We start from the raw sequence: 23,794 nt of genomic DNA on the forward strand, positions 1-23,794 counted from the left end.
CAGATGGACGCACTGCGCAATCCGGTCGGCGGCCATGTCCCGGTGGCCGGCGGGCTCGCCAAGGTCGGCCTGGAGTACGCCCGTGAGCTGGCGGCGGAGACCGTGCAGGTCTTCGTGGCCAACCCGCGCGGCTGGGCGACGCCCGTCGGGAACCCGGCGCAGGACGAGCTGTTCCGCGCCGAGTGCGCGGCGGCCGCGATCCCGGCGTACGTCCACGCCCCGTATCTGATCAACTTCGGCTCGCACACCGAGGCGACGGTCGAGAAGTCCGTGGAGTCCCTGCGCCACTCGCTGCGGCGGGCCCGGGAGATCGGGGCGCTGGGCGTGGTGGTGCACACCGGTTCGGCGACCGGCGGGCGGCCGCGTGCCGAGGCGCTGGCCCAGGTGCGGACGCATATGCGCCCGCTGCTGGACGAGCTGACCCACGACGACGATCCGGATCTGCTGCTGGAGTCGACGGCCGGCCAGGGCTTCTCGCTCTGCTCGCGGACCTGGGACTTCGGGCCGTACTTCGAGGCGCTGGACTCCCACCCGAAGCTGGGCATCTGCCTGGACACCTGCCACATCTACGCGGCCGGGCATGATCTGGCCGGCCCGTCGGGGATGCGGCAGACGCTCGATCTGCTGGTGGAGACGGTCGGCGAGGGGCGGCTGAAGCTGATCCACGCCAACGACTCCAAGGACGTGGTGGGCGCCCACAAGGACCGGCACGAGAACATCGGCGCCGGTCACATCGGGGCGGAGCCCTTCCGGGGGCTGTTCACGCATCCGGCGACCGAGGGCGTACCGCTGATCATCGAGACGCCCGGCGGCAAGGAGGGGCACGCGGCGGACGTGGCCCGGCTGAAGGAACTGCGGGGCGCCCGCTAGCCGCTACAACTCGGGGCCGTCGCCCGGCCCCTCCTGGTAGGAGTAGCGCTGCTCGCTCCAGGGGTCGCCGATGTTGTGGTAGCCCCGTTCCTCCCAGAATCCGCGCCGGTCCGCCGTCATGTACTCGATGCCCCGGACCCACTTCGGGCCCTTCCAGGCGTACAGATGCGGGACGACGAGTCGCAGCGGGAAACCGTGCTCGGCGGTGAGGAGTTCGCCGTCCTTGTGGGTGGCGAAGAGGGTGCGTTCGGAGGCGAAGTCCTCCAGCCGCAGGTTCGAGGAGAAGCCGTACTCGGCCCAGACCATCACATGGGTGGTGTCGGGGGCGGGCGGCGCCAGTTCGAGGACCGTACGGGCGGGGATCCCGCCCCATTCGGCGCCGATCATGCTGAACTTCGTCACGCAGTGCAGATCGGCGACGACCGTGGAGAACGGCAGCGCCGAGAAATCCTGGTGGTTCCAGCAGTGCTTGTCGCCGTCGGCGGTGGCCCCGAAGACCCGGAACTCCCAGCGGTCGGGCTTGAACTTGGGAACGGGCCCGTAGTGGGTGACCGGCCATCCGCGTTGCAGTCGCTGTCCCGGCGGAAGCTCGGACTGCTCTGTTTCGCGATTTTCCCGGCTTTCCGGCTGACCCATGCCTCCATGGTGACAGACAGGCAGGGGTGGTCATGACCAGGGAGGACCTCATCCGGGCAACTCGTACTAAGCGTGCACTTACTGGACGGCCGCTGAGCGCGGTGCGAGGATCTGGCCAACTTGCCAGATCGATCACCGGTTGGAAGGAGCCTTTGCCATGCAGGGCGACCCCGAGGTCCTTGAGTTTCTCAATGAGCAGCTGACCGCCGAATTGACTGCCATCAACCAGTACTTCCTGCACGCCAAGATGCAGGACAACTTCGGGTGGACCAAGCTCGCCAAGTACACCCGGGCCGAGTCCTTCGACGAGATGAAGCACGCCGAGATCCTCACCGACCGGATCCTGTTCCTGGACGGGCTGCCGAACTATCAGCGACTTTTCCATGTCCGGGTGGGCCAGACGGTCACCGAGATGTTCCAGGCGGACCGCCAGGTCGAGGTGGAGGCGATCGACCGCCTCAAGCGCGGTATCGAGGTGATGCGCGGCAAGGGCGACATCACGTCCGCGAACATCTTCGAGTCGATCCTGGAGGACGAGGAGCACCACATCGACTATCTCGACACCCAGCTGGAGCTGGTCGAGAAGCTCGGTGAGCCGCTCTACATCGCCCAGCTGATCGAGCAGCCGGAGAGCTGACGCTCAGGCGGCGTCGGAGAGGACCGGGCGGGCGACGGCGGCGACCACGGGCTCCTGCCGCTGGTCGAGCAGCTCGCGGCGCGGGCAGTCGCCGCGTCCCAGCAGAGCCTGGATGCGGCGTACACAACCGCCGCAGTCCGTGCCGGCCTTGCAGGCCGAAGCTATCTGCCGGGGTGTGCAGGCACCGGCGTCCGCATGCTTCTTCACCTGCGCCTCGGTGACGCCGAAGCAGGAGCAGACGTACATGCGGTTCACCTCCCTGCGGGTCGGTCGCTGGTGCCGTCCCGGTCTTCGTCGGTGAGGCTAACCTAACCTTACCCGTCCCCCGGGCGGCGCAAAAGTCCTGGAACGACCTGTGGGGCACGGATCACATCGATCCGTGCCCCACAGGTGTGTCCGGCGGAGACTTCTACTGGTCGCGGTACATCTCGGCGACGAGGAACGCCAGGTCGAGCGACTGGCTGCGGTTGAGCCGGGGGTCGCAGGCCGTCTCGTAGCGCTGGTGCAGATCGTCCACGAAGATCTCGTGGCCGCCGCCCACGCACTCGGTGACATCGTCGCCGGTCAGCTCCACGTGGATGCCGCCCGGGTGGGTGCCGAGGCCCTTGTGCACCTCGAAGAAGCCCTTGACCTCGTCCAGGACGTCGTCGAAACGGCGCGTCTTGTGGCCGGAGGCGGCCTCGAAGGTGTTGCCGTGCATCGGGTCGGTCACCCAGGCGACGGTGGCGCCCGAGGCGGTGACCTTCTCGACCAGCTCGGGGAGCTTGTCGCGGACCTTGTCGGCGCCCATGCGGACGATGAAGGTCAGCCGGCCGGGCTCCCGGTCCGGGTCGAGGCGGTCGACGTAGCCGAGCGCCTCGTCCACGGTGGTCGTCGGGCCGAGCTTGATGCCGATCGGGTTGCGGACCTTCGAGGCGAACTCGATGTGCGCGCCGTCCATCTGGCGGGTGCGCTCACCGATCCAGACCATGTGGCCGGAGGTGTCGTACAGCTCGCCGGTGCGCGAGTCGGTGCGGGTCAGCGCCGTCTCGTAGTCCAGCAGCAGCGCCTCGTGCGAGGCGTAGAACTCGACCGCCTTGAACTCGGCCGGGTCGGTGCCGCACGCCTTCATGAAGTTCAGCGCGTTGTCGATCTCGCGGGCCAGGGCCTCGTAGCGCTGGCCGGCCGGCGACGACTTCACGAAGTCCTGGTTCCAGGCGTGGACCTGGCGCAGGTCGGCGTAACCGCCGGTGGTGAAGGCGCGCACCAGGTTCAGCGTGGAGGAGGACGCGTGGTACATCTGCTTCAGCCGCGCCGGGTCCGGGACCCGGGCCTCCTCGGTGAAGGCGAAGCCGTTCACCGAGTCGCCGCGGTAGGTCGGCAGGGTCACGCCGTCGCGGGTCTCGGTCGACTTGGAGCGCGGCTTGGAGTACTGGCCCGCGATCCGGCCGACCTTCACCACGGGCACGGAGGCCGCGTAGGTGAGGACAGCGCTCATCTGGAGCAGCGTCTTCAGCTTGGCCCGGATGTGCTCGGCGGACACGGCGTCGAAGGCCTCGGCGCAGTCGCCGCCCTGCAGCAGGAACGCCTCGCCCTTGGCGACGGCTCCCAGGCGGGCGCGCAGCTGGTCGCACTCGCCGGCGAAGACGAGCGGCGGATACGACGCGAGGTCCGCGAGTACATCGCGCAGGGCCTCGGAGTCGGGGTACTCGGGCTGCTGCGCCGCGGGAAGGTCTCGCCAGGTGTTGCCACCGGCGACGGAGGTATTGGCGTTCACGGTCACGTGGACAACATTACGGGGTCGCGGAGGGCGTCCATTCGAGCGCTCAATAGTTGAGACACCCGCTCCGATGCCCGGAACGTCCGCTAGGGTCGCAGCATGTCGACGCAACAGATCCAGATCTCGATCCAGAACTGGTGGTGGACCGCTCATCCGGCGGCCCGCTGATTCATCGCGCTGACACTTCGCGAAGGCCGCCCGAGGGGCGGCCTTTTCTGTGTTCAGGAGCCGTTCCTCTCCCTGTGAACCCCGTGCGGATCCCGTTGTGGACCCCGTACGGCCCGTCCGGAAGGAACCTGCTCCCATGTCCCAGACCTCGTCCCGGTCCGCCTCCGCCCTCATCGGCCGGCTGCTCGCCGACGACGCCCCGCCCTTCGCCCTGCTCCGCCGGCGTACGCCCGGCCGTGACCACGATCACGTCGAACTGCTGATCGGCGGGGTGCGGGAGGCGGAGCGGCTGGCCGATCTGCCGGTGGGCGCGTCGCCCGCGCTCGCCCTGGTGCCGTTCCGGCAGATCGCCGAGCGCGGCTTCGACGTACGCGACGACGGCACCCCGCTGAGCGTGCTGGTCGCCGAGGAGACGCATGAGCTGCAGCTCGCGGAGCTGCTGGCGGCGCTGCCCGCCCATGACGTGAGCGTGACGGACCACGGCTTCGACGTGCCGGACGAGGAGTACGCGGACATCGTGCGGCGGGTGATCCGGGACGAGATCGGGCAGGGCGAGGGCGCGAACTTCGTGATCCGGCGGACGTTCCGGGGCGAGATCCCCGGGTTCGGGCGGGCGGACGCGCTGGCGCTGTTCCGGCGGCTGCTGGCGGGCGAGCGGGGCGCGTACTGGACGTTCGTCGTCCACACCGGGGACAGGACGCTGGTCGGGGCGAGCCCCGAGGTGCATGTGCGGATGTCCGGCGGGACGGTCGTGATGAACCCGATCAGCGGGACGTACCGCTACCCGGACGGGGGGCCCACCGCGACGAGCCTGCTGGCGTTCCTCGGGGACCGCAAGGAGAGCGAGGAGCTGTCCATGGTGGTCGACGAGGAGCTGAAGATGATGTGCACGGTGGGCGACATGGGCGGGGTGGTGGTCGGGCCCCGGCTCAAGGAGATGGCCCACCTCGCGCACACCGAGTACGAGCTGCGCGGGAAGTCCTCGCTGGATGTGCGGGAGGTGCTGCGCGAGACGATGTTCGCGGCGACCGTGACCGGCTCCCCGGTGCAGAACGCGTGCCGGGTGATCGAGCGGTACGAGCCCGGGGGCCGCGGCTACTACGCGGGGGCGCTGGCCCTGCTCGGCCGGGACGCCAGTGGGGCGCAGACGCTGGACTCGCCGATCCTGATCCGTACCGCCGACATCGCCCCGGACGGCTCGTTCGGCGTGCCCGTCGGCGCCACGCTCGTACGCCATTCGGACCCGGAGAGCGAGGTCGCCGAGACGCACGCCAAGGCGGCCGGGGTGCTGGCCGCCCTCGGCGTGCGGCCGGGCCGCCCGACGGCGGAGGCGGACCGGCCGCGGCTGGCCTCCGACCCCCGGGTGCGGGCGGCGCTGGACGACCGGCGCGGCTCCCTCGCCCCGTTCTGGCTGCGGATGCAGGAGCGCGTCCGGGACCTGGCCGGGCACGCGCTGGTGGTGGACGGCGAGGACACGTTCACCGCGATGCTGGCCCATCTGCTGCGGGCCTCCGGTCTTGACGTCTCGGTGCGCCGCTACGACGAGCCGGGGCTGCGCGAGGTGGTCCGGGCGCACGAGGGTCCGGTGGTGCTGGGCCCCGGCCCGGGCGACCCGGGCGATCTCACCGACCCGAAGATGCGGCTGCTGCGCGGGATCACCGCCGAGCTGGTGCGGGACCACCGGCACGGGCTGCTGGGCGTCTGCCTCGGGCATGAGCTGATCGCGGCGGAGCTGGGTCTGGAGATCGTGCGCAAGACGGTGCCGTACCAGGGGGCGCAGACCCGGATCGAGCTGTTCGGGCGGCCGGAGACGGTGGGCTTCTACAACAGTTTCACCGCCCGGTGCGACGCTCCGGCCGCCGCCGAGCTGGCCGCGCACGGCATCGAGGTGAGCCGTGACGAGGAGAGCGGTGAGCTGCACGCGCTGCGCGGGCCGGGCTTCGCCTCGGTGCAGTTCCACCCGGAGTCGGTGCTGACCGTGCGGGGCTCGGCGATCGTGACGGAGCTGCTGGCGGGGCTGCCCGTGCCGAGCTGAGGCAGGACCCCCTAGGGGGTCCTGGGTACGAGGACGTTCTCGCTGTGGCGGCGGGCCAGGTAGTCGGTGACGTTCTGGACGGTCGCGTCGACGATCTGGCCCACCGCGTCCTCGGTGTAGTACGCCTGGTGGGAGGTGACGACGACGTTGGGGAAGGTCACCAGCCGGGCGAGGGTGTCGTCGTCGATGCCCTCCAGCGACTTGTCGAGGAAGAACAGCCCGGCCTCCGCCTCGTACACGTCGAGTCCGACGCCGAGGAAGCGGCCCGCGCGCAGTTCGGTGACCAGGGCGGCGGTGTCGATGAGGCCGCCGCGGCTGGAGTTGACGAGGATCGCGTCGTCCTTCATCGCCTTGAGGGCGGCCTCGTCGATGATGTGCTGGGTGCTGGGCAGCAGCGGTACGTGCAGGCTGATCAGGTCTGCCTCGGCGAACAGCCGGTCCTTGTCGACGTACTCCATGCCCAGTTCGACGCAGGCCGGGTTCCGGGCCACGTCCCAGCCGAGCAGCTTCATGCCGAATCCGTGGGCGATCCGGGTGAACGCCTCGCCGATCTTCCCGGTGCCGAGCACGCCGACGGTCCGGCCGCGCATGTCCCGGCCGAGCAGTCCGTCGAGGCGGAAGTCGAAGTCGCGGGTGCGGCTCGCGGCGCGGATGATGCGCCGGTTGACGGCCATGGCGAGCGTCCAGGCGAATTCGGCGACCGAGTACGGCGAGTAGTACGAGACCCGGGCGACGCGCAGGGCCAGGCGCTCGGCGACCTCCAGGTCGATGTTGTTGAAGCCGGTGGAGCGCTGGGCGATCATCTGCGTGCCGCCCGCGGCGAGCGTCTGGAGGACCGGGGAGCCGAGGTCGGCGTTGACGCTGGTGGAGATGATCTCGTGCCCGGCCGCGATGGGCGCGGTGTCCCGGTTCAGGAAGACGTCCAGGCAGCGGACCTCGTACAGCCCCTCGAAGGCCTTCTCGATCAGGGGCTTCTCGTCGGACTGCACACCGAAGGCCAGGATTTCCACGGGTTCTCCCGAGCTGTGTCTGGGGGCAGGACAGGGGCAACGCCGCACATACGCGAATATCGCGCATATTACGGCGCTGCCTCCGGACCCGCCGGATCAGACGTCGTCGAGGCCGCGCTCGATGGCGTAGCGCACGAGCTCCACCCGGTTGTGCAGCTGGAGCTTGCCGAGGGTGTTCTGCACATGGTTCTGCACGGTGCGGTGCGAGATGACCAGGCGTTCGGCGATCTGCTTGTACGAGAGCCCCTTGGCGACCAGCCGCAGCACCTCGGTCTCCCGGTCGGTGAGCTGCGGGGCCTTGGGCTCGTTCGACGCCACGGGTGCGGGGTCGGAGGCGAGCCTGCGGTACTCGCCGAGGACCAGCCCGGCCAGGCCCGGGGTGAAGACCGGGTCGCCGGCCGCGGTGGAGCGGACGGCGTCGGTCAGCTCCTGGGTGGAGGCGGACTTCAGCAGATAGCCGGTGGCCCCGGACTTCACCGCCTCCAGGACGTCGGCGTGCTCGCCGCTCGCGGAGAGGACCAGGACCCGCAGGCCCGGGTGGGAGCCGACGAGTTCCTTGCAGACCTGGACGCCGGGCATGCCGGGGAGGTTCAGGTCGAGGACCAGGACGTCCGGGCCCACGGCCTTGGCCCGGCGGACCGCCTGCGGGCCGTCCCCGGCGGTCGCGACGACGTCGAAGCCGGATTCGGCCAGGTCGCGGGCGACCGCGTCGCGCCACATGGGGTGGTCGTCGACGACCATGACCTTGATGGGCCGGTCCGCCGCCCCCTGCTCGCCCTGTGGTGTGTTCTGCGTGCTCATCGGGCCGATCCTGCCTTCCCCCGGGAAACCTTCGGTGCTTTCGGAACCTTCAACTCGACCTCGCAGCCCTGTCCGGGCACCGAGATCAGCTCTGCCGTGCCGCCCAGGTCGCGCAGCCGGCCGCGGATGGACAGCGCGACCCCGAGCCGGCCCTCCCCCTCCGCCTGGGCGAGCCGCCCCTCCGGGATGCCGGGGCCGTCGTCCCGGACGGTGACGATCACCTCGTCCGGCTCGTCCTCGACCAGGATCCACGCCTGGGCGTCCGGGCCGGCGTGCACCCGTACGTTGTCCAGGGCGGCGCTGACGGCGGCGGCCAGTTCCCGGGCGGACGCGGCGGGCAGCAGCACCGGGGCGCCCGGTTCGGCGAAGCTCGTACGGGATCCGGCGTGCGGGGCGAGCAGGGCCCGGAGGTCACAGGCGGCCCCGTCGCCGGAGCCCTCCGCCCCGTCCGGCTCGTCCACCTCGACCGTGCGGACCACGGCCCCCTCGGCGGCGTCCTCGGAGACCCGGGTCGGCGGGACCAGGCCGCTGGAGACCAGGGTGCGCAGGGCGACCTCCTGTTCCCCGGCCATCCGGCCCAGCTCGGCCGCCTCGCCGCCGATGGCGGTGCCCCGGCGCTGCACCATGGCGAGGACCTGGAGGACGCTGTCGTGGATGTCGCGGGCGAGCCGTTCGCGTTCGCGGGTGGTGGCCTCGATCTCCAGGGCGCGGGCGAGGGTGCGCTCACTGGCGCGGGCGACCTCGACGACGTACCCGATGGCGATGGAGGCGACCCAGACCAGCAGGACGTTGTGGTAGGTGTCCCGGCTGGGCTCGCCGCGCTGGATGATGTTGGCGGCGGCGACGAAGGTGGAGGCGAAGGCCGCCCACCGCCAGCCGCCCTTGATCGCGAAGGCGAGGACCGCGCCGGCCGTCCAGATCGACGGCAGCGTCGGGCCGTCGAAGGACTGGGAGTCGAAGTCGGCGAGCGGGGTGAGCAGGATGCCGGTCAGCGCGACGACCAGGTCCGCGACGAGGAAGCGCTTGGTGCAGCTCGCCGCCGAGCGGACCTTCGGCAGCGTGGCGAGCGTCCAGACGAAGAGGAACGCCAGATACGCGACGGCCACCCAGGGCCGCTCGAACCTCTGCTGGCCGGCGTTGTCCTTGCCGAAGATCGCGAGGAGCACCGCGTAGATCATCGTCAGGACGCGGTAGCCCGTCAGCGCACGCCACAGCGGCAGCTCGACCGACATCCGTACGACCCGCTCACGCTTGGCCATGGCCCACCCCCCGGACGGTGAACGACGCGGTTACGCGCCGGACCGTTCCGTTCCGTTCTCGTCGCTCGCGGCGGCCTGCTTCTGGGCCCGCTTCGTCTCTTCGGCCCTGGCCTTCGCCTCGTCGGCGATCTGGCGCTTGGCGGCGGTGGCGTAGATGTCCACGTACTCCTGGCCGGAGAGCTTCATGATCTCGTACATGACCTCGTCGGTCACCGAGCGCAGGATGAAGCGGTCGCCGTCCATGCCCTGGTAGCGGCTGAAGTCCAGCGGCTTGCCGATCCGGATGCCGGGGCGCATCAGCTTGGGCATCACCTGGCCGGGCGGCTGGATCTTCTCGGTGTCGATCATGGCGACCGGGATCACGGGAGCGCCGGTGGCCAGCGCGACCCGGGCCAGACCGCCGGGCTTGCCCCGGTAGAGGCGGCCGTCGGGCGAGCGGGTGCCCTCGGGGTAGATGCCGAAGAGGCCGCCGCTCTCGACGACCTGGATGCCCGCCCTGATCGCCGCCTCGCCCGCGCCGCGGGCTCCGGAGCGGTCGACGGGGAGCTGGCCGACGCCCTTGAAGAAGGCGGCGGTGAGCTTGCCCTTCACTCCGGGTGCGGTGAAGTACTCGGCCTTGGCGATGAACGTGACCTTGCGGTCCAGCACGGCCGGGAGGAAGAACGAGTCGGAGAACGACAGGTGGTTGCTCGCGAGGATCGCCGGACCGCGCTCGGGGATGTTCTCCAGGCCCTCCACCCACGGCCGGAAGGCGAGCTTCAGGGACCCGCCGATGGAGAACTTCATTGCGCCGTAGATCAACTCTTGTGCCTCCTGTGTGCTGTCGGTCAGACCTTAACCTGTGCGGCCGTCGCGGCCTTTGCCCGGCATGGGAGACCCGGCCGCGTACCCGGGCCGTGCGGGGCGGCCTCCGGGGGCGTGACGGCCCTGGTCGGTGTCGGTCCGGTCGCGTACGGTGAAGTCATCCGTCGAGCACTCCCCCAGGTGCCCCGCCCGCCCCCACCCCGTCCCACGAACAGGAGACCCTGGTGCCGGTCCTCCCTGGAGCCGAGCCGTTCCGCCACGAGGGCGGAGAGGTCGGCGTCCTCCTCTGCCACGGCTTCACCGGATCCCCGCAGTCGCTGCGCCCCTGGGCCGATCACCTCGCCGAGCGCGGGCTGACGGTCTCGCTGCCGCTGCTGCCCGGCCACGGCACCCGCTGGGAGGACATGGCGGTCACCGGCTGGCAGGACTGGTACGCGGAGGTCGACCGGGAGCTGCGGGTCCTCGCGGAGAAGTGCGAGCAGGTCTTCGTCTTCGGGCTGTCCATGGGCGGCGCGCTGAGCCTGCGGCTGGCGGCCAAGCACGGGGACACGATCAGCGGTCTGGTGCTGGTCAACCCGGCCAACAAGGTGCACGGCCTGTCCGCGTACGCGCTGCCCGTCGCCCGCCATCTGGTGCGGACCACGAAGGGCGTGGCCGACGACATCGCGCTGCCGGGCTCGCACGAGGTGGGCTACACCAAGGTGCCGCTGCACTCCGCGCACTCGCTGCGGAAGTTCCTCCGGCTGGTCGACGGGGAGCTGCCCCAGGTGACCCAGCCGGTGGTGCTGCTGCACAGCCCGCAGGACCATGTCGTGCCGCCCGCGGACAGCGCGCGGATCCTCGGCCGGATCTCCTCCACGGATGTTTCGGAGATCCTGCTGGAACAGAGCTACCACGTGGCGACGTTGGACCATGATGCGGAGCGGATCTTCGATGAGAGCTACCGGTTCATCGGCCGTCTCGCACCGAACGTCGGGATGAAGGGGAGCACGTCCGGTGGCTGAGCACGACGCGGAACGCACAGGCAGCGACGAGGAGCGCGAACCGCGCGCCACGGAGCCGGCGGCCGTCCCGGAGGGGACGAAGCCGGCCGGGGACGGGGGCGCGGAGCAGGAGCGGGCGATCGACGAGGACGCGGCATGGGCCGCGATCGTCGCGGGGTACGGGGAGGAGCCGCCGGACCCGCCGGGCGCCAAGCCGTTCAAGTCCATCGAGGACCTGGCCCTGCTGGAGGACGATCAGCGCAATGTGACGGGGCCGAACGACGGCTCCGCCGGTGATCCGGCGGACAAGGGGTCCGGCAAGACGCCCCCGAAGCCGCCGGAGAAGAAGCCGCTGGGCAGTTCCGTGGTCTTCGCGCCCGGTGTCACCGGTCCGCGGGACTACGAGCTGCCCGAGTCCAAGGACGACGGCATCGATGTGCCGGACGACGGGGACGAGGGCCATTTCGTGCCCCCGGAGCCGCCGCCGCTGCCGGAGGCCGACGTCACGGCGAAGTTCGCCTGGCTCGCGGTGATCGGCGGGCCGGTGCTGATGCTGATCGCGGTGCTGCTGCGGTGGGAGATGACGTGGTGGCTCACCACGCTCTGCATCGGCGGCTTCCTCGGCGGCTTCGCCACCCTGGTGGCCCGGATGCCGCACGACGACGATGACGACACCTACGGCGATCCGGGGCGCGGCGCGGTCGTGTAGGTCAGCTCGTGGCGGGGACCCTGAGGGCGGCCAGGACCGGCAGATGGTCCGTGGCCGCCCTCAGGTCGTCCTCGCTCACCCCGGGCAGCCCGGCCGGGACGCCGCAGCCGAGCACCTCGATGCCCGGGGTCGCGAACACCGCGTCGATGCGCTTACGGGGCTCGTCGGGCGGGAAGGTGAGCTCGCCGCCCCACGGGGCGACGGCCCGGCAGTCCTGGAGCGTCCCGGCCAGCCGCCGGAACGCCTTCCCGGTCGGTACGTCGTTGAGGTCGCCGCCCGCCACCGCGTGCTCCACGCCCATGGCCGCCAGCCGCTCCAGCAGCAGGTCCGCCTGGGCGAGACGTTCGTCGCGCTGGAGACTCAGATGGCAGCTCAGCACCCCGAGCCGGGCCCCGGCGATCCGCACCACGGCGGTGGCGAAGCCCCTGCGGTGCAGGCCGGGGGTGAGCGGCAGCAGGACGTCCTCGGTGCGCTCGACGGACGCCCGCAGCGAGCAGAGCAGCAGTGGCCCGGCGGCGGTGGCCCCGCCGCTCAGCACCACCAGATCGCTGCTCTTCGCGAGCCTGGCCGCGGCCTTGCGCCAGCGGAAGAAGCGCGGGGCCTCCTGGACGAGGACCAGGTCGGGCGCGCAGGCGCTGATCACCCGGGCCAGTGCGGCGGTGTCGTCGTGCAGGGAGCGGACGTTGTAGCTCAGCACCCGGATCACGGCCGAACCGTCCGGCTCGGTACGGGAGTCGGGCAGGGGCGTCAGGACCATGCGGGCCACGATACGACGGACGCCCGCCGCTGCCCCGGAGGGCGGCGACGGGCGTGCGTCGTGCTCGGATGCGACCGGGTCGGTCAGCCCTGGCGGGCCAGGTCGGCCGCGCCCACGAGCCCTGCCTTGCCGCCGAGTTGGGCGGCCAGCACCTGGGCGTGCGGGCGCCACTCGCCGCCGATCAGCCAGCGCCGGAACGACTTGCGGATCGGGTCGAGGACGAGCTCGCCCTCGTCCGAGACGCCGCCGCCGACGATGAACGCGGACGGGTCGAACAGCGAGGCGAGGTCGGCCAGTCCGGCGCCGGCCCAGCGGGCCAGCTCGCGGAAGGAGTCGATGGCCACCGGGTCGCCCTGGCGGGCGGCCTCGCTGATGTGCTTGCCCTCGATGCCGTCCACCGAGCCGTCGCCGAGACCGAGCAGCACGGCGGCGTTCTCGGGGGTGGCGTTGGCGCGCTGCTTGGCGTACCGGACGAGCGCGCGGCCGGAGGCGTACTGCTCCCAGCAGCCCTGGCTGCCGCAGCCGCACAGCAGTCCGTCCGGGACGACCCGGATGTGGCCGAACTCGGCGGCCACGCCGAAGCGTCCGCGGCGCAGCTTGTTGCCGATGATGATGCCGCCGCCGAGGCCGGTGCCGAGCGTGATGCAGATGACGTCGTCGTGGCCCTGGCCGGCCCCGAAGCGATACTCGCCCCAGGCCGCGGCGTTGGCGTCGTTCTCGACGACGACGGGCAGGCCGACACGCTGCTCGACCTTGTCCTTGAGCGGTTCGTGACGCCAGTTGATGTTCGGTGCGAACAGGACGGTGGCGCGCTTGTCGTCGACGTAACCGGCGGCGCCGATGCCGACGGCCTCCACGTCGTGGCCCTCGCTCGCCCCGGCCACCGCCGCGCAGATCGCGTCGACGATGCCTTCGGCCGTCGGCGGGGTCGCCACCTTGAACGTCGAGAGGATCCGGCCCTCTTCGTCGACCACTCCAGCCGCGATCTTCGTGCCGCCGATATCGACGCCGATGGTGAGTCCCATGAATCCCTCAGTTTCGGTCGAGCCCCGCTAGGGGCAACCGTACCCGAGGCCGCGCCCGGTACCGGCCGGAGCCGGTCAGTCCAGGTCGATGCGTTCGGTGCCGGAGGGGCCTTCGTCGCGGGGGTCGGACGGGTCCTCGGCGGCCTTCTTCGTGGGTCCCGCGGTGCCCGACGCGCCCTCGGTGGTGCGGGTCCAGCGGCTCTCCTGGCCCTCGACCGCGGAGCGGTAGGCGGCCAGCAGCTCGTTGCCCGCGGCGGCGAGGTGGTCGAAGAGCTCCGGGTTGCGCTCGATGACGGGTTCGACGGCGGACTTCGCCTGCCGGATGGCCTGCTGGACCGCGCCCTGGGCGGCGACGCCGAGCAGCGGGGTCTGGAGGGAGGAGACCTTGTCGGCGACCGCGTCGACCAGCTTGCGCAGCTCCTCGGCGGCCGAGCCGGGCTGCGGGCCGTACTGCGCGCGACGGCGGGCCTTCTCCTCCGCGAGGTCCTCGGCGCAGGCGTCGGCCCACGCGTCGCCGTCGACGGGACGATCGGTGGCTTCACTCATGGCGGACTCCTGCGACGCGGGCGGCCGACGGTCGGCCTGCGGTTCACGTACCACCGACGTTACCCGAATGGCCGCACGCCGTTCAGGAGGTGCGCGGCCACAGGGCCGGATCCGGGGTGAACCGCACCCGCAGCACCCCGTCGGCCAGGGCCGCGCCGGAGACGGTGCAGCGGCGCAGCGCGGAGGCGATCCGGACGATCCGGTGGAAGGGGCCGACGGTCAGGAGCAGTTCGTCGCCCCGGCGGACCAGGCGCAGGTCCTCCTTGACGGCCCCGGGCAGCGGCAGGCACCAGGTGAGGACCATCGGCGCTTCCTCGGCGCCGGGCTCCTCCTCGGTCCACCAGGGATCCTCGACGCGGCCGGGCGTGCGGTCGTCGGGGGCGGGGAGCGCCAGCGCGGCCAGATCGTCCGGGCCCCGCGGGTCGCGGCCCAGGTGGGCGGCCTCGTGCACGGGGACGTCCGGCGCCACGTCCTGGTGCCAGTGGTCCAGGCACTTCTCCTGCTGGGCGGCGAGCGCGGCGAACCAGGGGTCGGACGAGTGCCGGGGCAGTACCCGGGAGGCGACCAGCAGGTCGGCGCCGAGTCCGTGCAGGGCGAGGCCGGTCCGGGCGGTGCGCAGGGCGTCCTCGGCGGCCGGGCCCGGCTCCGCGACCAGCCGGAGCGTGGTGGACCCGTCCTCGATCAGGGCCTGGACGGCGGCCAGCTCCTCGTCCTTGCGGGCGGCGGCCTCGTACAGCCACTGCGCGGGCATCGGGACCCCGGCGAGCTGGGCGAGGACCGGGCGCAGGGCGCGGGCCGCCTGGCGTTCGGCGGGGAGCAGCCGGCGCAGATAGCGGCGCAGCTGCTGCGGCAGGGCGAGCAGGGCGAGGGCCTCGGTGAGCGGCGGGAGGTCGACGACGAGCGTGTCGTAGCCGGACCAGTCGCCCTCGGCGGCCCGGCGCAGGGTGTGCAGCAGGGCGAGCTGCGCGGAGCCGGGGAGTTCGGTGAGCTCCTCGCCCTCCAGCCGGCCGGCGCCGAGCAGGTCGAGGACGCCGGACGCGCGCTTCTGGAGTTCGGTGAGTTCGGCGCGGAAGTGCTCGCCGGAGTCGATACGGGCGTGGTCCAGGCGGTCGGCGACCCGGGTGGGTTCCGCACCGGCGGGGAGGCCGGGTATGACCTCGGCGGAGATCAGGAGGGTGCGGTCGCCCCGTGCGGCGGCGGCCAGTGCGGTGGCCGCGGCGACGGTGCTGCGGCCCGCGCCGCCGAGGCCGGTGACCAGTACCGTACGCACGGCTCTCAGGTCCCCGGGGCGGACTCGACGCGCTTCTTCAGACCGGCCAGGGCGCGGTCGATGATGACCTTCTCGGCCTTGCGCTTGATCATGCCGAGCAGCGGGATCTTGACGTCGACGGCGAGCCGGTAGGTGACCTCGGTGCGCTCGCCGCCGCCGATCGGGGCGAGCGCGTAGGTACCGTCCAGGGAGCGCAGCATCTGGGACTTGACCAGGCTCCAGCTGACTTCGTTCTCGCCGGTCCAGGTGTAGGAGAGGACGTGGTCGTCCTTGATCGCTCCGGCGTCCAGGACGAGGCGGACCTGTTCGGCGCGGCCCTGGTCGTCGGTGGAGAGGACCTCGGCCTCCTTGACCTCGCCGGTCCACTCCGGGTAGCGGGCGAAGTCGGCGATCACGCCCATGACGTCGGCCGGCGCCGCCTCGATCGTGATGCTCGAGCTGGTGTGTTCAGCCATCGCCGTGGCCCTCCAGTGCGGTGTTTCCGGTCGCGTTCGGCAGGAGCCTGCCGCTGTGCAGGCTATCGCGTGCCCGGGGCGCTCCGGTCCACGGCCCGGCCGCCCGCGGTCACCAGGTGAGCGCCCAGGGCTTTCCGGTCGAGGCGAAGTGGCCGACGTTGACGCATTCGGTGGTGCCGATCCGCATCCGGCGGACCAACGGCTGGTGAACATGGCCGAAAAGCGCGTACCGGGGGCGGGTGGCGCGGATCGCCTCCAGCAGGGCGTGGCTGCCGCGTTCGAAGCGGCGGGCGACGGTGTCGTACGTCAGCTCGGGGACCTCGGGCGGGATGTGCGAGCAGAGGACGTCGACCGGGCCGAGCGCCTCGACCTTGGCCGCGTACTCCTCGTCGCTGATCTCGTACGGGGTGTTCATCGGGGTCTTGAGGCCGCCGCCGACGAAGCCGAAGACCCGGCCGCCGATCTCGACGCGTTCGCCGTCCAGCACGGTGGTGCCGGGGCGGGCGTACTCCGGCCAGAGGCCGGGGACGTCGACGTTGCCGTAGGTGGCGTACGTCGGGGTGGGGAAGGCGGCGAAGAGTTCGGCGTACTGCTTGCGTACCGCGCCGAGGATCTCGGTGTTGCGGTCGCGGCCCGCCCACAGCTCGCGGCCGAAGGCGCGGGCCTCGTCGTAGCGGCGGGCGGTGCGCAGGGCGACGATGCGGGTGGCGTTCTCCTTGCCGAACAGGTCGGGGAAGATGCCGCGCGAGTGGTCGGCGTAGTCGAGGAAGAGCACCAGGTCACCGAGGCAGATCAGAGCGTCGGCGCCGTCCCCGGCGCGGGCCAGGGCCTCGGTGTTGCCGTGCACGTCGCTGACCACGTGTATCCGGGTGGACCGGGCGGCCGAGCCCCCGTTGTCCGGTTCGCTGCCTTGCATGGGATCACCCTAGAGTGCCCGTTCCACCGCTGGGTAGACCGTCCGGACCTGCGGTTACTTCCACGTCGGGACAGCGGTGGACTACTGTGCGCGAAAGGGCCATTTATATGTGTGATGCATAAGACATCTGGCCGGAACCCCCTATCCGGAACCGCGTACCGGTGGGTAACGTCCGGGCAGTCCAGTTGTGCTCACCCCGCTGAGCACCCGCCATTCTTGGACCGCAGCCGGTGCGTCACACAGAGCCGTGGCACCGGAGCCCGATGAGGAGCAGCAGTCTTGCGCGAGTTCAGCCTTCCGGCCCTGTACGAGGTCCCGACGGACGGCAACCTGACGGATCTCATCCGCCGCAATGCCGCTCAGCATCCCGATGTAGCGGTGATGAGCCGCAAGGTGGCCGGCGTCTGGACGGACGTCAGTGCCACCCAGTTCCTGGCCGAGGTGAGAGCCGCCGCCAAAGGGCTGATCGCCTCGGGCGTGCAGCCCGGCGACCGGGTCGCCCTGATGTCGCGCACCCGTTTCGAGTGGGTGCTGCTGGACTTCGCGATCTGGAGCGCGGGCGCGGTGACCGTGCCGGTGTACGAGACCAGCTCCGCCGAGCAGGTGCAGTGGATCCTCGGTGACTCCGGGGCGGTGGCGGTGCTCGTGGAGAGCGACGCGCACGCCGCCTCCGTGGCCTCGGTGCGGGACGCGCTGCCGGAGCTGGAGCATGTCTGGCAGATCGACGCGGGCGCCGTGGAGGCGCTCGGCAGGGCGGGGGCCGAGGTCTCGGACGAGACCATGGACCTGCGGATGGTCAGCGCCAAGGCGGACGACCCGGCGACGATCGTCTACACCTCGGGCACCACCGGCCGCCCCAAGGGCTGTGTGCTCACCCACCGCAGCTTCTTCGCGGAGTGCGGCAACGTGGTGGAGCGGCTGAAGCCGCTGTTCCGTACGGGCGAGTGCTCGGTGCTGCTGTTCCTGCCCGCCGCGCACGTCTTCGGCCGGCTGGTCGAGGTGGCCTCGGTGATGGCCCCGATCAAGCTCGGCTGCGTCCCGGACATCAAGAACCTCACCGACGAGCTGGCCTCGTTCCGGCCGACGCTGATCCTGGGTGTGCCCCGGGTCTTCGAGAAGGTCTACAACGCGGCCCGCGCCAAGGCGCAGGCGGACGGCAAGGGCAAGATCTTCGACCGGGCCGCCGACACGGCGATCGCCTACAGCCGGGCGCTGAGCACCCCGCAGGGTCCTTCGCTCGGTCTGAGGCTCAAGCACAAGCTCTTCGACAAGCTGGTCTTCGGCAAGCTGCGCGCGGTGCTCGGCGGCAAGGGCGAGTTCGCGATCTCCGGCGGCGCTCCGCTCGGTGAGCGGCTCGGCCACTTCTACCGGGGCATCGGCTTCACGGTCCTGGAAGGCTACGGCCTGACCGAGACCTGTGCGGCGACCGCGTTCAACCCGTGGGACCGGCAGAAGATCGGCACGGTCGGCCAGCCGCTGCCCGGTTCGGTCGTGCGGATCGCGGACGACGGCGAGGTACTGCTGCACGGCGAGCACCTGTTCACCGGGTACTGGAAGAACGAGGCCGCCTCGGTCGAGGCGCTGGCCGACGGCTGGTTCCACACCGGGGACATCGGCACGCTCGACGAGGACGGCTACCTCGCGATCACCGGCCGCAAGAAGGAGATCATCGTGACGGCGGGCGGCAAGAACGTCGCCCCGGCCGTCATCGAGGACCGCATCCGCGCGCACGCCCTGGTCGCCGAGTGCATGGTGGTCGGCGACGGCCGCCCGTTCGTCGGCGCGCTGGTCACCCTGGACGAGGAGTTCCTGGGCCGCTGGGCCGAGGAGCACGGCAAGCCCGCCGGTTCGACGGCCCTGTCGCTGCGCGAGGACGCGGAGCTGCTGGCCGAGGTGCAGCGGGCGGTGGACGACGGCAACGCGGCGGTCTCCAAGGCCGAGTCGGTGCGCAAGTTCCGTATCCTGCCCGCCCAGTTCACCGAGGAGGCGGGCCACATCACGCCGTCGCTGAAGCTGAAGCGCAACGTGGTGGCGAAGGACTTCGCGGACGAGGTGGAGTCGATCTACCGCGCCTGAGGGGTACGTCGGAGGGGCCCGCGCTTTGCGAAAAGCGCGGGCCCCTTCGCCGTACCGTCACAGCAGCATCTTGAGCTTCTCCGCCAGCAGGTCCCAGCGCCACTTCTCCTCGACCCAGGCGCGCCCCCGCTCCCCCATCCGCTGCCGCAGCTCCGGGTCGCCGAGCAGCGTCACGATCCGGTCCGCCGACTCCTCGGCGCTGCCGCCGCGCACCACCCACCCGGTCTCGCCGTCGAGCACCGCGTCCGGGGCGCCGCCCGAATCGCCGGCCACCACGGGCAGTCCGGTCGCGGACGCCTCCAGGTAGACGATGCCGAGGCCCTCCACGTCGAGCCCCCGCCGCCGGGTCCGGCACGGCATGGCGAAGACGTCACCGGCCCCGTAGTGCGCGGGCAGTTCGGCCCAGGGCACCGGCCCGGTGAAGCGCACCGAGTCCTGGACGCCGGTCTCCGCCGCGAGGCGCTTCAGGTCCTCGGCGTACGGTCCGCCGCCGACGATCAGCAGCACCGCGTCCGGGATCTGCGCCAGGATCGCGGGCATGGCCAGGATCAGGGTGTCCTGGCCCTTGCGCGGCACCAGGCGGGAGACGCAGACGACCACCGGGCGGTCGGAGAGCCCGAGCCGGGCCCGGACCCTGTCGCCGCCGGAGCCCGGGTGGAAGGTCTTCTCGTCGACGCCGGGCGGCAGTTGCACCATGCGGCCGGCCGCGTCCGGGGTGAGGGCGGCGGCGATCCGGGAGCGGGTGTACTCACCGAGATAGGTGATCGTGTCCGTGCCTTCGCCGATGCGGCGCAGCAGTTGCCGGGAGGCGGGCAGCTGCGCCCAGCCGGCCTCGTGCCCGTGGGTGGTGGCCACCAGCCGCCGGGCGCCCGCGCGGCGCAGCGCCGGGGCCATCAGGCCGAGCGGGGCGGCCGCGCCGAACCAGACGGAGGTGCAGCCGTGTTCGCGCAGCAGGGCGGTGGCCCGGCGGGTGACGCGCGGGGTCGGCAGCAGCATCGTCGTGCGGTCGCGGACCACGGTGAACGGCTGCTCGGCGTCGAAGGCGGCGGTGGCCGCCGCGCCCTCCTCGCCGCGCTTCCAGGTGGAGGCGTAGACGACGACCCGGTCGGGGTCCAGGCGCAGCGCCATGTTGTGCAGGAACGCCTGGATGCCACCGGGGCGGGGCGGGAAGTCATTGGTCACGATCAAGGTCTTGTCCATCGCCGCCGACAGTACCCAACGGCCGCGCTTCACCGCTGACGCGCACGGCCCCCGGCATCATGGGGCGCCGGGGGCCCGGCGGCGACGACGAAGGCGGACGGCGATGACGGGACGAGCATCCACCGGCGCGGGACCCTGGCCGTACGCGGTGTGGGCGCTGACCCGGGCCTGGCTGCTGGCCTGTGTGTTCAAGGTGGTCACGGTGCCCGGCCCGGACGTCACGGTGGATGTGTCGGTGATCTACCGGAGCTGGTACGAGGTGCTGCTGACGGGCACGTATCCGCTGGACGACGTCACCTGGCAGTACCCGCCCGGAGCGGCCCTGGCGGTCCTCTCCCCGGCCCTGCTGCCGTTCCTGGAGTACGCGGCGGCCTTCTTCGTCCTCGTCCTGCTCTGCGACGCGCTGACGCTGGGGCTGCTGCTGTACGTGGGGCGGCGGCCGGGGATAAGGGCGGCGGGGGCGTGGGTGTGGGTCGTGGGGGTGCCGCTGCTGGGGCCGACGGTGTACGCCCGGTACGACCTGATGGTGACGGCGGTGGCGGTGGCGGCGCTGCTGGCGGGGGTGCGTCAGCCACGGGCGCTGGGGGCGCTGGCGGCGTTCGGGGCGCTGCTGAAGGGGTGGCCGGCGCTGCTGCTGGTGGGGGTGCGGAAGGGGCGTCCGACACGGGTGGCCTGGGCGTCGGCGGCGCTGGCGGGGGCCGGTCTCGCGGTCTCCTTCGCGCTGTGGATGCCGGGGGCGTTCGCGTTCCTGGCCTTCCAGCGGGACCGGGGCACGGAGGTCGAGTCGCTGGGGGCGCTGGTCTTCCATGTGGCGCGGCAATTCGGCTGGGAGGGGCGGGTGGAGCTGCGCTACGGCTCGCTGGAGTTCGTCGGACCGCAGGTGGAGCTGGTGTCGACGCTGGCGCTGGGGCTCGGCGTCCTGGCGCTGGGCTGGCTGGTGCTGTGGCGGCTGCGGGCGGGGGCGTTCGCGGCGCACACCCCGGCCGAGGCGGCGTTCACCGCGGTGCTGCTGTTCACGGTGACCAGCCGGGTGATCAGCCCGCAGTACGTGGTGTGGCTGGTCGGGCTCGCGGCGGTGTGCCTGGCGTTCCGGGCGGCCGCGATGACGCTTCCGGCGGTCCTGGTGCTGGTGGCGGCGGGGGTGACCGTGCTGGAGTTCCCGATCGGCTTCGGCCATGTGGTGGCGAGCGACGCGTGGGGCGTGACGCTCCTGCTCGTACGGAACGGGCTGCTGGTGGCGGCCTCGCTGATCGCGGCGCGGCGGCTGTGGCGGTCGACGGTGCCGGGCGGGCCGCGTACGGACGCGGCCCCGCTCGCGGTCGACGGTCAGCCGAGCCGGGTGGCGAGGTAGTCGCGCCAGTCGGCGGTGAACTGCTCGGAGGTGGTGTCGAGCACCGCGTCCAGCGCCTGCTCCACCGCTCCCTCGCGCCCGTCGTGCGCTCCCACGGCCTCGTAGAAGGCGATCAGCTTCTCCTTGCCCCATCGCTCCGCGATCAGCTCGCAGGCCAGCCAGCCGCCCTCGTAGGCCCCCGCGAGCTTCGCCGGGTCGCCGTCGAAGCCGAAGTCCGGGTCGGCGGGGAGCTCGGCGGGGGTCCGGCCGTCGCGGACGGCCTCGGCCAGTTCGGGGGCGATCGTGTCGGCGGCGCGGTCCTCGCCCCGGTAGGCGGTCCAGTCGGCGAAGCCCTCGGAGAGCCAGACCGGGGTGGCGGTGGAGGTGCTGGTCCGGGTGGCGACATGGGTCGTCTCATGGGTCAGGACGATCCGCTGCCCGAAACTGCCCAGGGTGGCGTACGCCTGCGGGTTGACGATCACCCGGTCGGCGATGGCCGGGAGCTTGCCGGTGCCGCCGACCTCGCCGGTGGTGACGGCGGCGATGCCCCGGTAGCTGGCCTCCGGCGAGCCCAGCAGCCCCGCCATGTCCTCGACGGAGTCCGGGACGAGGACCACCACGCGGCGGGTCCAGGGCCGCGGCCAGGCGTCCGATACGGCCGGGACGGCGAGGTCCACGGTGTCGGCGATCTGCCGCAGCTCCTCCTCGCCCCGTCCGACGCCCAGGACGATGCTGTGCGCGCCCTCGACGACCGTCACGTCCCCCTGCTGCCAGAGCTGCCCGGAGGAGCCCTTGGCGGGCCGGTCGGCGGTGATGTACCAGCGCTCCCCGTCCCGCATCAGCTCCAGGACGCGGCGGGTGGCGACCGGGGCGGTGTCGTACCCGTCGATCCGGTAGCGCAGCTCCACGTCGGCGGTGGCCCACCGGCCGTCCTGCTTGGTGATGCCCTTGACGTCGTAGCTCCAGGACTTCAGGGGCACGTCGGCGAGATTGGCCAGTTCGGTGCGCTGGGCGGCCCGCAGCTTCGCGGCCTCCGGGGCGAGGGCGTCGAGATAGCCGGTCGTGTCGTGGGCGAGGACGGCCGCCGCACGGCCCGCCAGGGTGGCGTCGAGGGCGCCGGCGGTGAGGAAGGTGTCCGGGTCGTCGGGGGCCGTGCAGGCGGACGCGGTCAGGAGCGTGGCGAGCAGCAGGCCCGCCGCACGCCGCCGTCCCCGGGGGCCTCCCCCACGCGCGTCACGTCCTCGTACGGCCACCCTGCCGATCGTACGGTCAGATCCGGGTGACCGAGGAGACCGGCATCATGCCGACCGGATCGTAGCGGACCGGGGCGCCCGGGTAGGGGGCGTGGATGACCTGGCCGTTGCCGACGTACATGCCGATGTGGCTGGCGTCCGCGCGGTAGGCGACCAGGTCACCGGGGAGCGCCTGGGAGAGGGGCACCATGCGGCCCGCGTAGCGCTGGGCCTGGGAGGTGCGGGGCAGGCTCACCCCGGCCTGGGCGTAGGCCCACTGCATCAGGCCGGAACAGTCGAATCCGGAGGGCCCGTTGGCGCCCCAGACGTAGGGTCTGCCGAGCGCCTGGTGGACGGCGGCCACGGCGGACATCGCGCGGCCCGATCCGGGGGCGACGCCGGAGAGGTCGGGCAGTCCGTCGCGGCCGGTGCGCGAGGCCCGGTCGAAGGAGGCCCGGTCCTCGGGCGGCAGCGAGTCGAGCAGTCGGCGGGCCTCGCGGAGCTTCCCCTCGACGGCGCGCTTGTGGCGGGTGACGGCGGTCCGGTTGCGCTCCAGCTCGGTCAGGGCGCGGGTGGCCTCGGCGCGGGTCTGGGCGATCCTGCGCTGGGCGTGCCGGAGTTTGTCCAGGGTCATCGCCTGGCGGGCGCCGGCCCGGTCGAGGGCGGCGGCCTGCTCCAGATAGCTGTCCGGGTCGGCGGAGAGCAGCAGCGCGAGCGCCGGGTCGATGGAGCCGGTGCGGTACTGGGCGCCCGCCATGGCGCCGAGCGCGTTGCGCATCTGGTTGACGCGTTCCTGGCCCCGGGCCGTGGCGTCCTGGGCGCGGTCCGCCTCGCCGCGCAGCCGCTTCACGCGCTCCCCGGCCTCGTTGAACCGCTCGGTGGCCTGTTCGGCCTCCCCGTAGAGCCGGTCGACGGCGGCCTTGGCGCTCTCCCGGGTGTCCTTCGGGTCGGCGCTCGCCGGGGCCCCGGTCAGGGTCGCGGCCGCGGTGGCGGCGGCCGCCGAGATGACCGTGACCCGGACGCCTCGGTTGAAGCCGGACTGTGTGGAACGGCGATGGGACACCACAGGTAGCCGCACTCCCTTCCGCTGACGCGGTAGTGCGCGGCCCCTGCCGCCCGGGACGGGCGGATCGACGACCGGGAGCCGCACAGCAGCCAGACAGTAATCGGACGACTACGCACCGGCCAAAGACCGCGCCGGTGGCGGAAGGGGTACCCGAACGCCGCCGCCCCGCCGGTGACCTTGGTCTCCGGCGGGGCGGCGGCGTCAGCGTGGTGCGCGGCGATTCCCTCGTTCGGGCGTGCCGTGGCGTGCC

The 23,794-nt window shown here is 72.1% G+C and carries 24 protein-coding genes; 8 read left to right on the forward strand and 16 right to left on the reverse strand.

The features are described 5' to 3' along the window. Positions 1-3 precede the first annotated feature (3 nt). A complete protein-coding gene (locus ACSMXR_RS07880) occupies positions 4-870 on the forward strand; it encodes a deoxyribonuclease IV (protein WP_473171492.1) in 867 nt (288 codons plus the stop codon). Positions 871-873: 3 nt separating this feature from the next. On the opposite strand, the gene ACSMXR_RS07885 is transcribed toward ACSMXR_RS07880, so the two are convergent. Then, the gene (locus tag ACSMXR_RS07885; protein ID WP_137232701.1) at positions 874-1,506 is read right to left on the reverse strand and encodes a sulfite oxidase-like oxidoreductase; all 633 of its coding nucleotides are present in this window, start codon (positions 1,504-1,506) and stop codon (positions 874-876) included. Positions 1,507-1,663: 157 nt separating this feature from the next. Here ACSMXR_RS07885 and bfr point away from each other — a divergent pair, with 157 nt between their 5' ends. Next, positions 1,664-2,143, forward strand: coding sequence for a bacterioferritin (gene bfr, locus ACSMXR_RS07890; RefSeq protein ID WP_007451289.1), 480 nt, complete (start codon positions 1,664-1,666; stop codon positions 2,141-2,143). A 3-nt stretch (positions 2,144-2,146) separates the two neighbouring features. On the opposite strand, the gene ACSMXR_RS07895 is transcribed toward bfr, so the two are convergent. Together ACSMXR_RS07895 and ACSMXR_RS07900 are read right to left on the reverse strand one after the other, a co-directional pair. Further along, a complete protein-coding gene (locus ACSMXR_RS07895) occupies positions 2,147-2,389 on the reverse strand; it encodes a (2Fe-2S)-binding protein (protein WP_137232702.1) in 243 nt (80 codons plus the stop codon). Between the two features lie 163 nt (positions 2,390-2,552). Then, on the reverse strand, positions 2,553-3,899 hold the full coding sequence (locus tag ACSMXR_RS07900; RefSeq protein WP_030086610.1) for a class II 3-deoxy-7-phosphoheptulonate synthase: 1,347 nt from the start codon (positions 3,897-3,899) through the stop codon (positions 2,553-2,555). 102 nt (positions 3,900-4,001) lie between these two features. Between ACSMXR_RS07900 and ACSMXR_RS07905 the strand changes: the two genes are divergently transcribed. Further along, positions 4,002-4,070, forward strand: a complete 69-nt coding sequence (locus ACSMXR_RS07905; RefSeq protein WP_106429850.1) for a trp operon leader peptide — start codon at positions 4,002-4,004, stop codon at positions 4,068-4,070. 136 nt (positions 4,071-4,206) lie between these two features. Beyond that, on the forward strand, positions 4,207-6,105 hold the full coding sequence (locus ACSMXR_RS07910) for an anthranilate synthase family protein (protein WP_473171493.1): 1,899 nt from the start codon (positions 4,207-4,209) through the stop codon (positions 6,103-6,105). Positions 6,106-6,116: 11 nt separating this feature from the next. Here the strand turns inward: ACSMXR_RS07910 and ACSMXR_RS07915 are convergent, their stop codons facing one another. The 4 genes from ACSMXR_RS07915 to ACSMXR_RS07930 all read right to left on the reverse strand — a co-directional run bounded on the left by ACSMXR_RS07915 (position 6,117) and on the right by ACSMXR_RS07930 (position 9,976). Beyond that, positions 6,117-7,115 carry a 2-hydroxyacid dehydrogenase gene (locus ACSMXR_RS07915; protein ID WP_137232704.1) on the reverse strand — a complete coding sequence of 333 codons (999 nt, stop codon included), beginning with the start codon at positions 7,113-7,115 and terminating at the stop codon, positions 6,117-6,119. Positions 7,116-7,211: 96 nt separating this feature from the next. Continuing rightward, the gene (locus ACSMXR_RS07920; RefSeq protein ID WP_137232705.1) at positions 7,212-7,916 is read right to left on the reverse strand and encodes a response regulator; all 705 of its coding nucleotides are present in this window, start codon (positions 7,914-7,916) and stop codon (positions 7,212-7,214) included. Continuing rightward, positions 7,913-9,175: a MacS family sensor histidine kinase gene (gene macS / locus ACSMXR_RS07925; protein ID WP_137232706.1), complete on the reverse strand. Its 1,263-nt coding sequence runs from the start codon at positions 9,173-9,175 to the stop codon at positions 7,913-7,915. The genes ACSMXR_RS07920 and macS overlap by 4 nt, the downstream gene beginning before the upstream one ends. Positions 9,176-9,205: 30 nt before the next feature. Continuing rightward, positions 9,206-9,976, reverse strand: a complete 771-nt coding sequence (locus ACSMXR_RS07930; RefSeq protein ID WP_137232707.1) for a lysophospholipid acyltransferase family protein — start codon at positions 9,974-9,976, stop codon at positions 9,206-9,208. Positions 9,977-10,203: 227 nt separating this feature from the next. Between ACSMXR_RS07930 and ACSMXR_RS07935 the strand changes: the two genes are divergently transcribed. Next, the gene (locus ACSMXR_RS07935) at positions 10,204-10,983 is read left to right on the forward strand and encodes an alpha/beta hydrolase (protein WP_137232708.1); all 780 of its coding nucleotides are present in this window, start codon (positions 10,204-10,206) and stop codon (positions 10,981-10,983) included. Next, a complete protein-coding gene (locus ACSMXR_RS07940) occupies positions 10,976-11,671 on the forward strand; it encodes a hypothetical protein (protein ID WP_137232709.1) in 696 nt (231 codons plus the stop codon). Before ACSMXR_RS07935 ends, ACSMXR_RS07940 begins: the two co-directional genes overlap by 8 nt. A gap of 1 nt (position 11,672) precedes the next feature. Here the strand turns inward: ACSMXR_RS07940 and ACSMXR_RS07945 are convergent, their stop codons facing one another. The 6 genes from ACSMXR_RS07945 to ACSMXR_RS07970 all read right to left on the reverse strand — a co-directional run bounded on the left by ACSMXR_RS07945 (position 11,673) and on the right by ACSMXR_RS07970 (position 16,640). Further along, on the reverse strand, positions 11,673-12,428 hold the full coding sequence (locus ACSMXR_RS07945; protein WP_473171494.1) for an endonuclease/exonuclease/phosphatase family protein: 756 nt from the start codon (positions 12,426-12,428) through the stop codon (positions 11,673-11,675). Positions 12,429-12,511: 83 nt separating this feature from the next. Further along, the gene (locus ACSMXR_RS07950) at positions 12,512-13,453 is read right to left on the reverse strand and encodes an ROK family glucokinase (RefSeq protein ID WP_030086593.1); all 942 of its coding nucleotides are present in this window, start codon (positions 13,451-13,453) and stop codon (positions 12,512-12,514) included. A 75-nt stretch (positions 13,454-13,528) separates the two neighbouring features. Beyond that, entirely contained in the window at positions 13,529-13,999 is a 471-nt protein-coding gene (locus tag ACSMXR_RS07955) for a DUF5304 domain-containing protein (RefSeq protein ID WP_376188880.1), read from the reverse strand. 82 nt (positions 14,000-14,081) lie between these two features. Further along, on the reverse strand, positions 14,082-15,269 hold the full coding sequence (locus tag ACSMXR_RS07960; protein ID WP_473171495.1) for an ArsA family ATPase: 1,188 nt from the start codon (positions 15,267-15,269) through the stop codon (positions 14,082-14,084). Positions 15,270-15,274: 5 nt separating this feature from the next. After that, on the reverse strand, positions 15,275-15,724 hold the full coding sequence (locus ACSMXR_RS07965; RefSeq protein WP_030622669.1) for an SRPBCC family protein: 450 nt from the start codon (positions 15,722-15,724) through the stop codon (positions 15,275-15,277). Between the two features lie 109 nt (positions 15,725-15,833). Next, complete coding sequence (locus ACSMXR_RS07970; protein WP_137232713.1) at positions 15,834-16,640, reverse strand: metallophosphoesterase family protein; 807 nt, start codon at positions 16,638-16,640, stop codon at positions 15,834-15,836. A 279-nt stretch (positions 16,641-16,919) separates the two neighbouring features. Between ACSMXR_RS07970 and ACSMXR_RS07975 the strand changes: the two genes are divergently transcribed. After that, positions 16,920-18,716 (forward strand): AMP-dependent synthetase/ligase, encoded by a 1,797-nt coding sequence (locus ACSMXR_RS07975; protein WP_473171496.1) that lies wholly within the window; start codon positions 16,920-16,922, stop codon positions 18,714-18,716. A 57-nt stretch (positions 18,717-18,773) separates the two neighbouring features. On the opposite strand, the gene ACSMXR_RS07980 is transcribed toward ACSMXR_RS07975, so the two are convergent. Further along, entirely contained in the window at positions 18,774-19,916 is a 1,143-nt protein-coding gene (locus tag ACSMXR_RS07980) for a glycosyltransferase family 4 protein (RefSeq protein ID WP_473171497.1), read from the reverse strand. Between the two features lie 103 nt (positions 19,917-20,019). On the opposite strand from ACSMXR_RS07980, the gene ACSMXR_RS07985 reads away from it, so the two are divergent. After that, the gene (locus tag ACSMXR_RS07985) at positions 20,020-21,267 is read left to right on the forward strand and encodes a glycosyltransferase 87 family protein (protein WP_381907991.1); all 1,248 of its coding nucleotides are present in this window, start codon (positions 20,020-20,022) and stop codon (positions 21,265-21,267) included. On the opposite strand, the gene ACSMXR_RS07990 is transcribed toward ACSMXR_RS07985, so the two are convergent. Continuing rightward, positions 21,243-22,499 carry a hypothetical protein gene (locus ACSMXR_RS07990; RefSeq protein WP_376189176.1) on the reverse strand — a complete coding sequence of 419 codons (1,257 nt, stop codon included), beginning with the start codon at positions 22,497-22,499 and terminating at the stop codon, positions 21,243-21,245. The two genes, ACSMXR_RS07985 and ACSMXR_RS07990, sit on opposite strands and share 25 nt — an antisense overlap. Positions 22,500-22,515: 16 nt before the next feature. After that, complete coding sequence (locus tag ACSMXR_RS07995; RefSeq protein WP_218527824.1) at positions 22,516-23,544, reverse strand: C40 family peptidase; 1,029 nt, start codon at positions 23,542-23,544, stop codon at positions 22,516-22,518. Between the last annotated feature and the right edge of the window lie 250 nt (positions 23,545-23,794).

It is taken from the genome of Streptomyces sp. DSM 106670 (assembly GCF_055792845.1).

Coding starts and splice junctions, on each gene's coding strand:
- bfr (WP_007451289.1), top strand. CDS start 1,664: ATGCAGGGCGACCCCGAGGTCCTTGAGTTTCTCAATGAGCAGCTGACC.
- ACSMXR_RS07955 (WP_376188880.1), bottom strand. CDS start 13,999: ATGAGTGAAGCCACCGATCGTCCCGTCGACGGCGACGCGTGGGCCGAC.
- ACSMXR_RS07945 (WP_473171494.1), bottom strand. CDS start 12,428: ATGGTCCTGACGCCCCTGCCCGACTCCCGTACCGAGCCGGACGGTTCG.
- ACSMXR_RS07910 (WP_473171493.1), top strand. CDS start 4,207: ATGTCCCAGACCTCGTCCCGGTCCGCCTCCGCCCTCATCGGCCGGCTG.
- ACSMXR_RS07880 (WP_473171492.1), top strand. CDS start 4: ATGGACGCACTGCGCAATCCGGTCGGCGGCCATGTCCCGGTGGCCGGC.
- ACSMXR_RS07965 (WP_030622669.1), bottom strand. CDS start 15,724: ATGGCTGAACACACCAGCTCGAGCATCACGATCGAGGCGGCGCCGGCC.
- macS (WP_137232706.1), bottom strand. CDS start 9,175: ATGGCCAAGCGTGAGCGGGTCGTACGGATGTCGGTCGAGCTGCCGCTG.
- ACSMXR_RS07895 (WP_137232702.1), bottom strand. CDS start 2,389: ATGTACGTCTGCTCCTGCTTCGGCGTCACCGAGGCGCAGGTGAAGAAG.
- ACSMXR_RS07970 (WP_137232713.1), bottom strand. CDS start 16,640: ATGCAAGGCAGCGAACCGGACAACGGGGGCTCGGCCGCCCGGTCCACC.
- ACSMXR_RS07920 (WP_137232705.1), bottom strand. CDS start 7,916: ATGAGCACGCAGAACACACCACAGGGCGAGCAGGGGGCGGCGGACCGG.
- ACSMXR_RS07950 (WP_030086593.1), bottom strand. CDS start 13,453: ATGGGACTCACCATCGGCGTCGATATCGGCGGCACGAAGATCGCGGCT.
- ACSMXR_RS07980 (WP_473171497.1), bottom strand. CDS start 19,916: ATGGACAAGACCTTGATCGTGACCAATGACTTCCCGCCCCGCCCCGGT.
- ACSMXR_RS07885 (WP_137232701.1), bottom strand. CDS start 1,506: ATGGGTCAGCCGGAAAGCCGGGAAAATCGCGAAACAGAGCAGTCCGAG.
- ACSMXR_RS07985 (WP_381907991.1), top strand. CDS start 20,020: ATGACGGGACGAGCATCCACCGGCGCGGGACCCTGGCCGTACGCGGTG.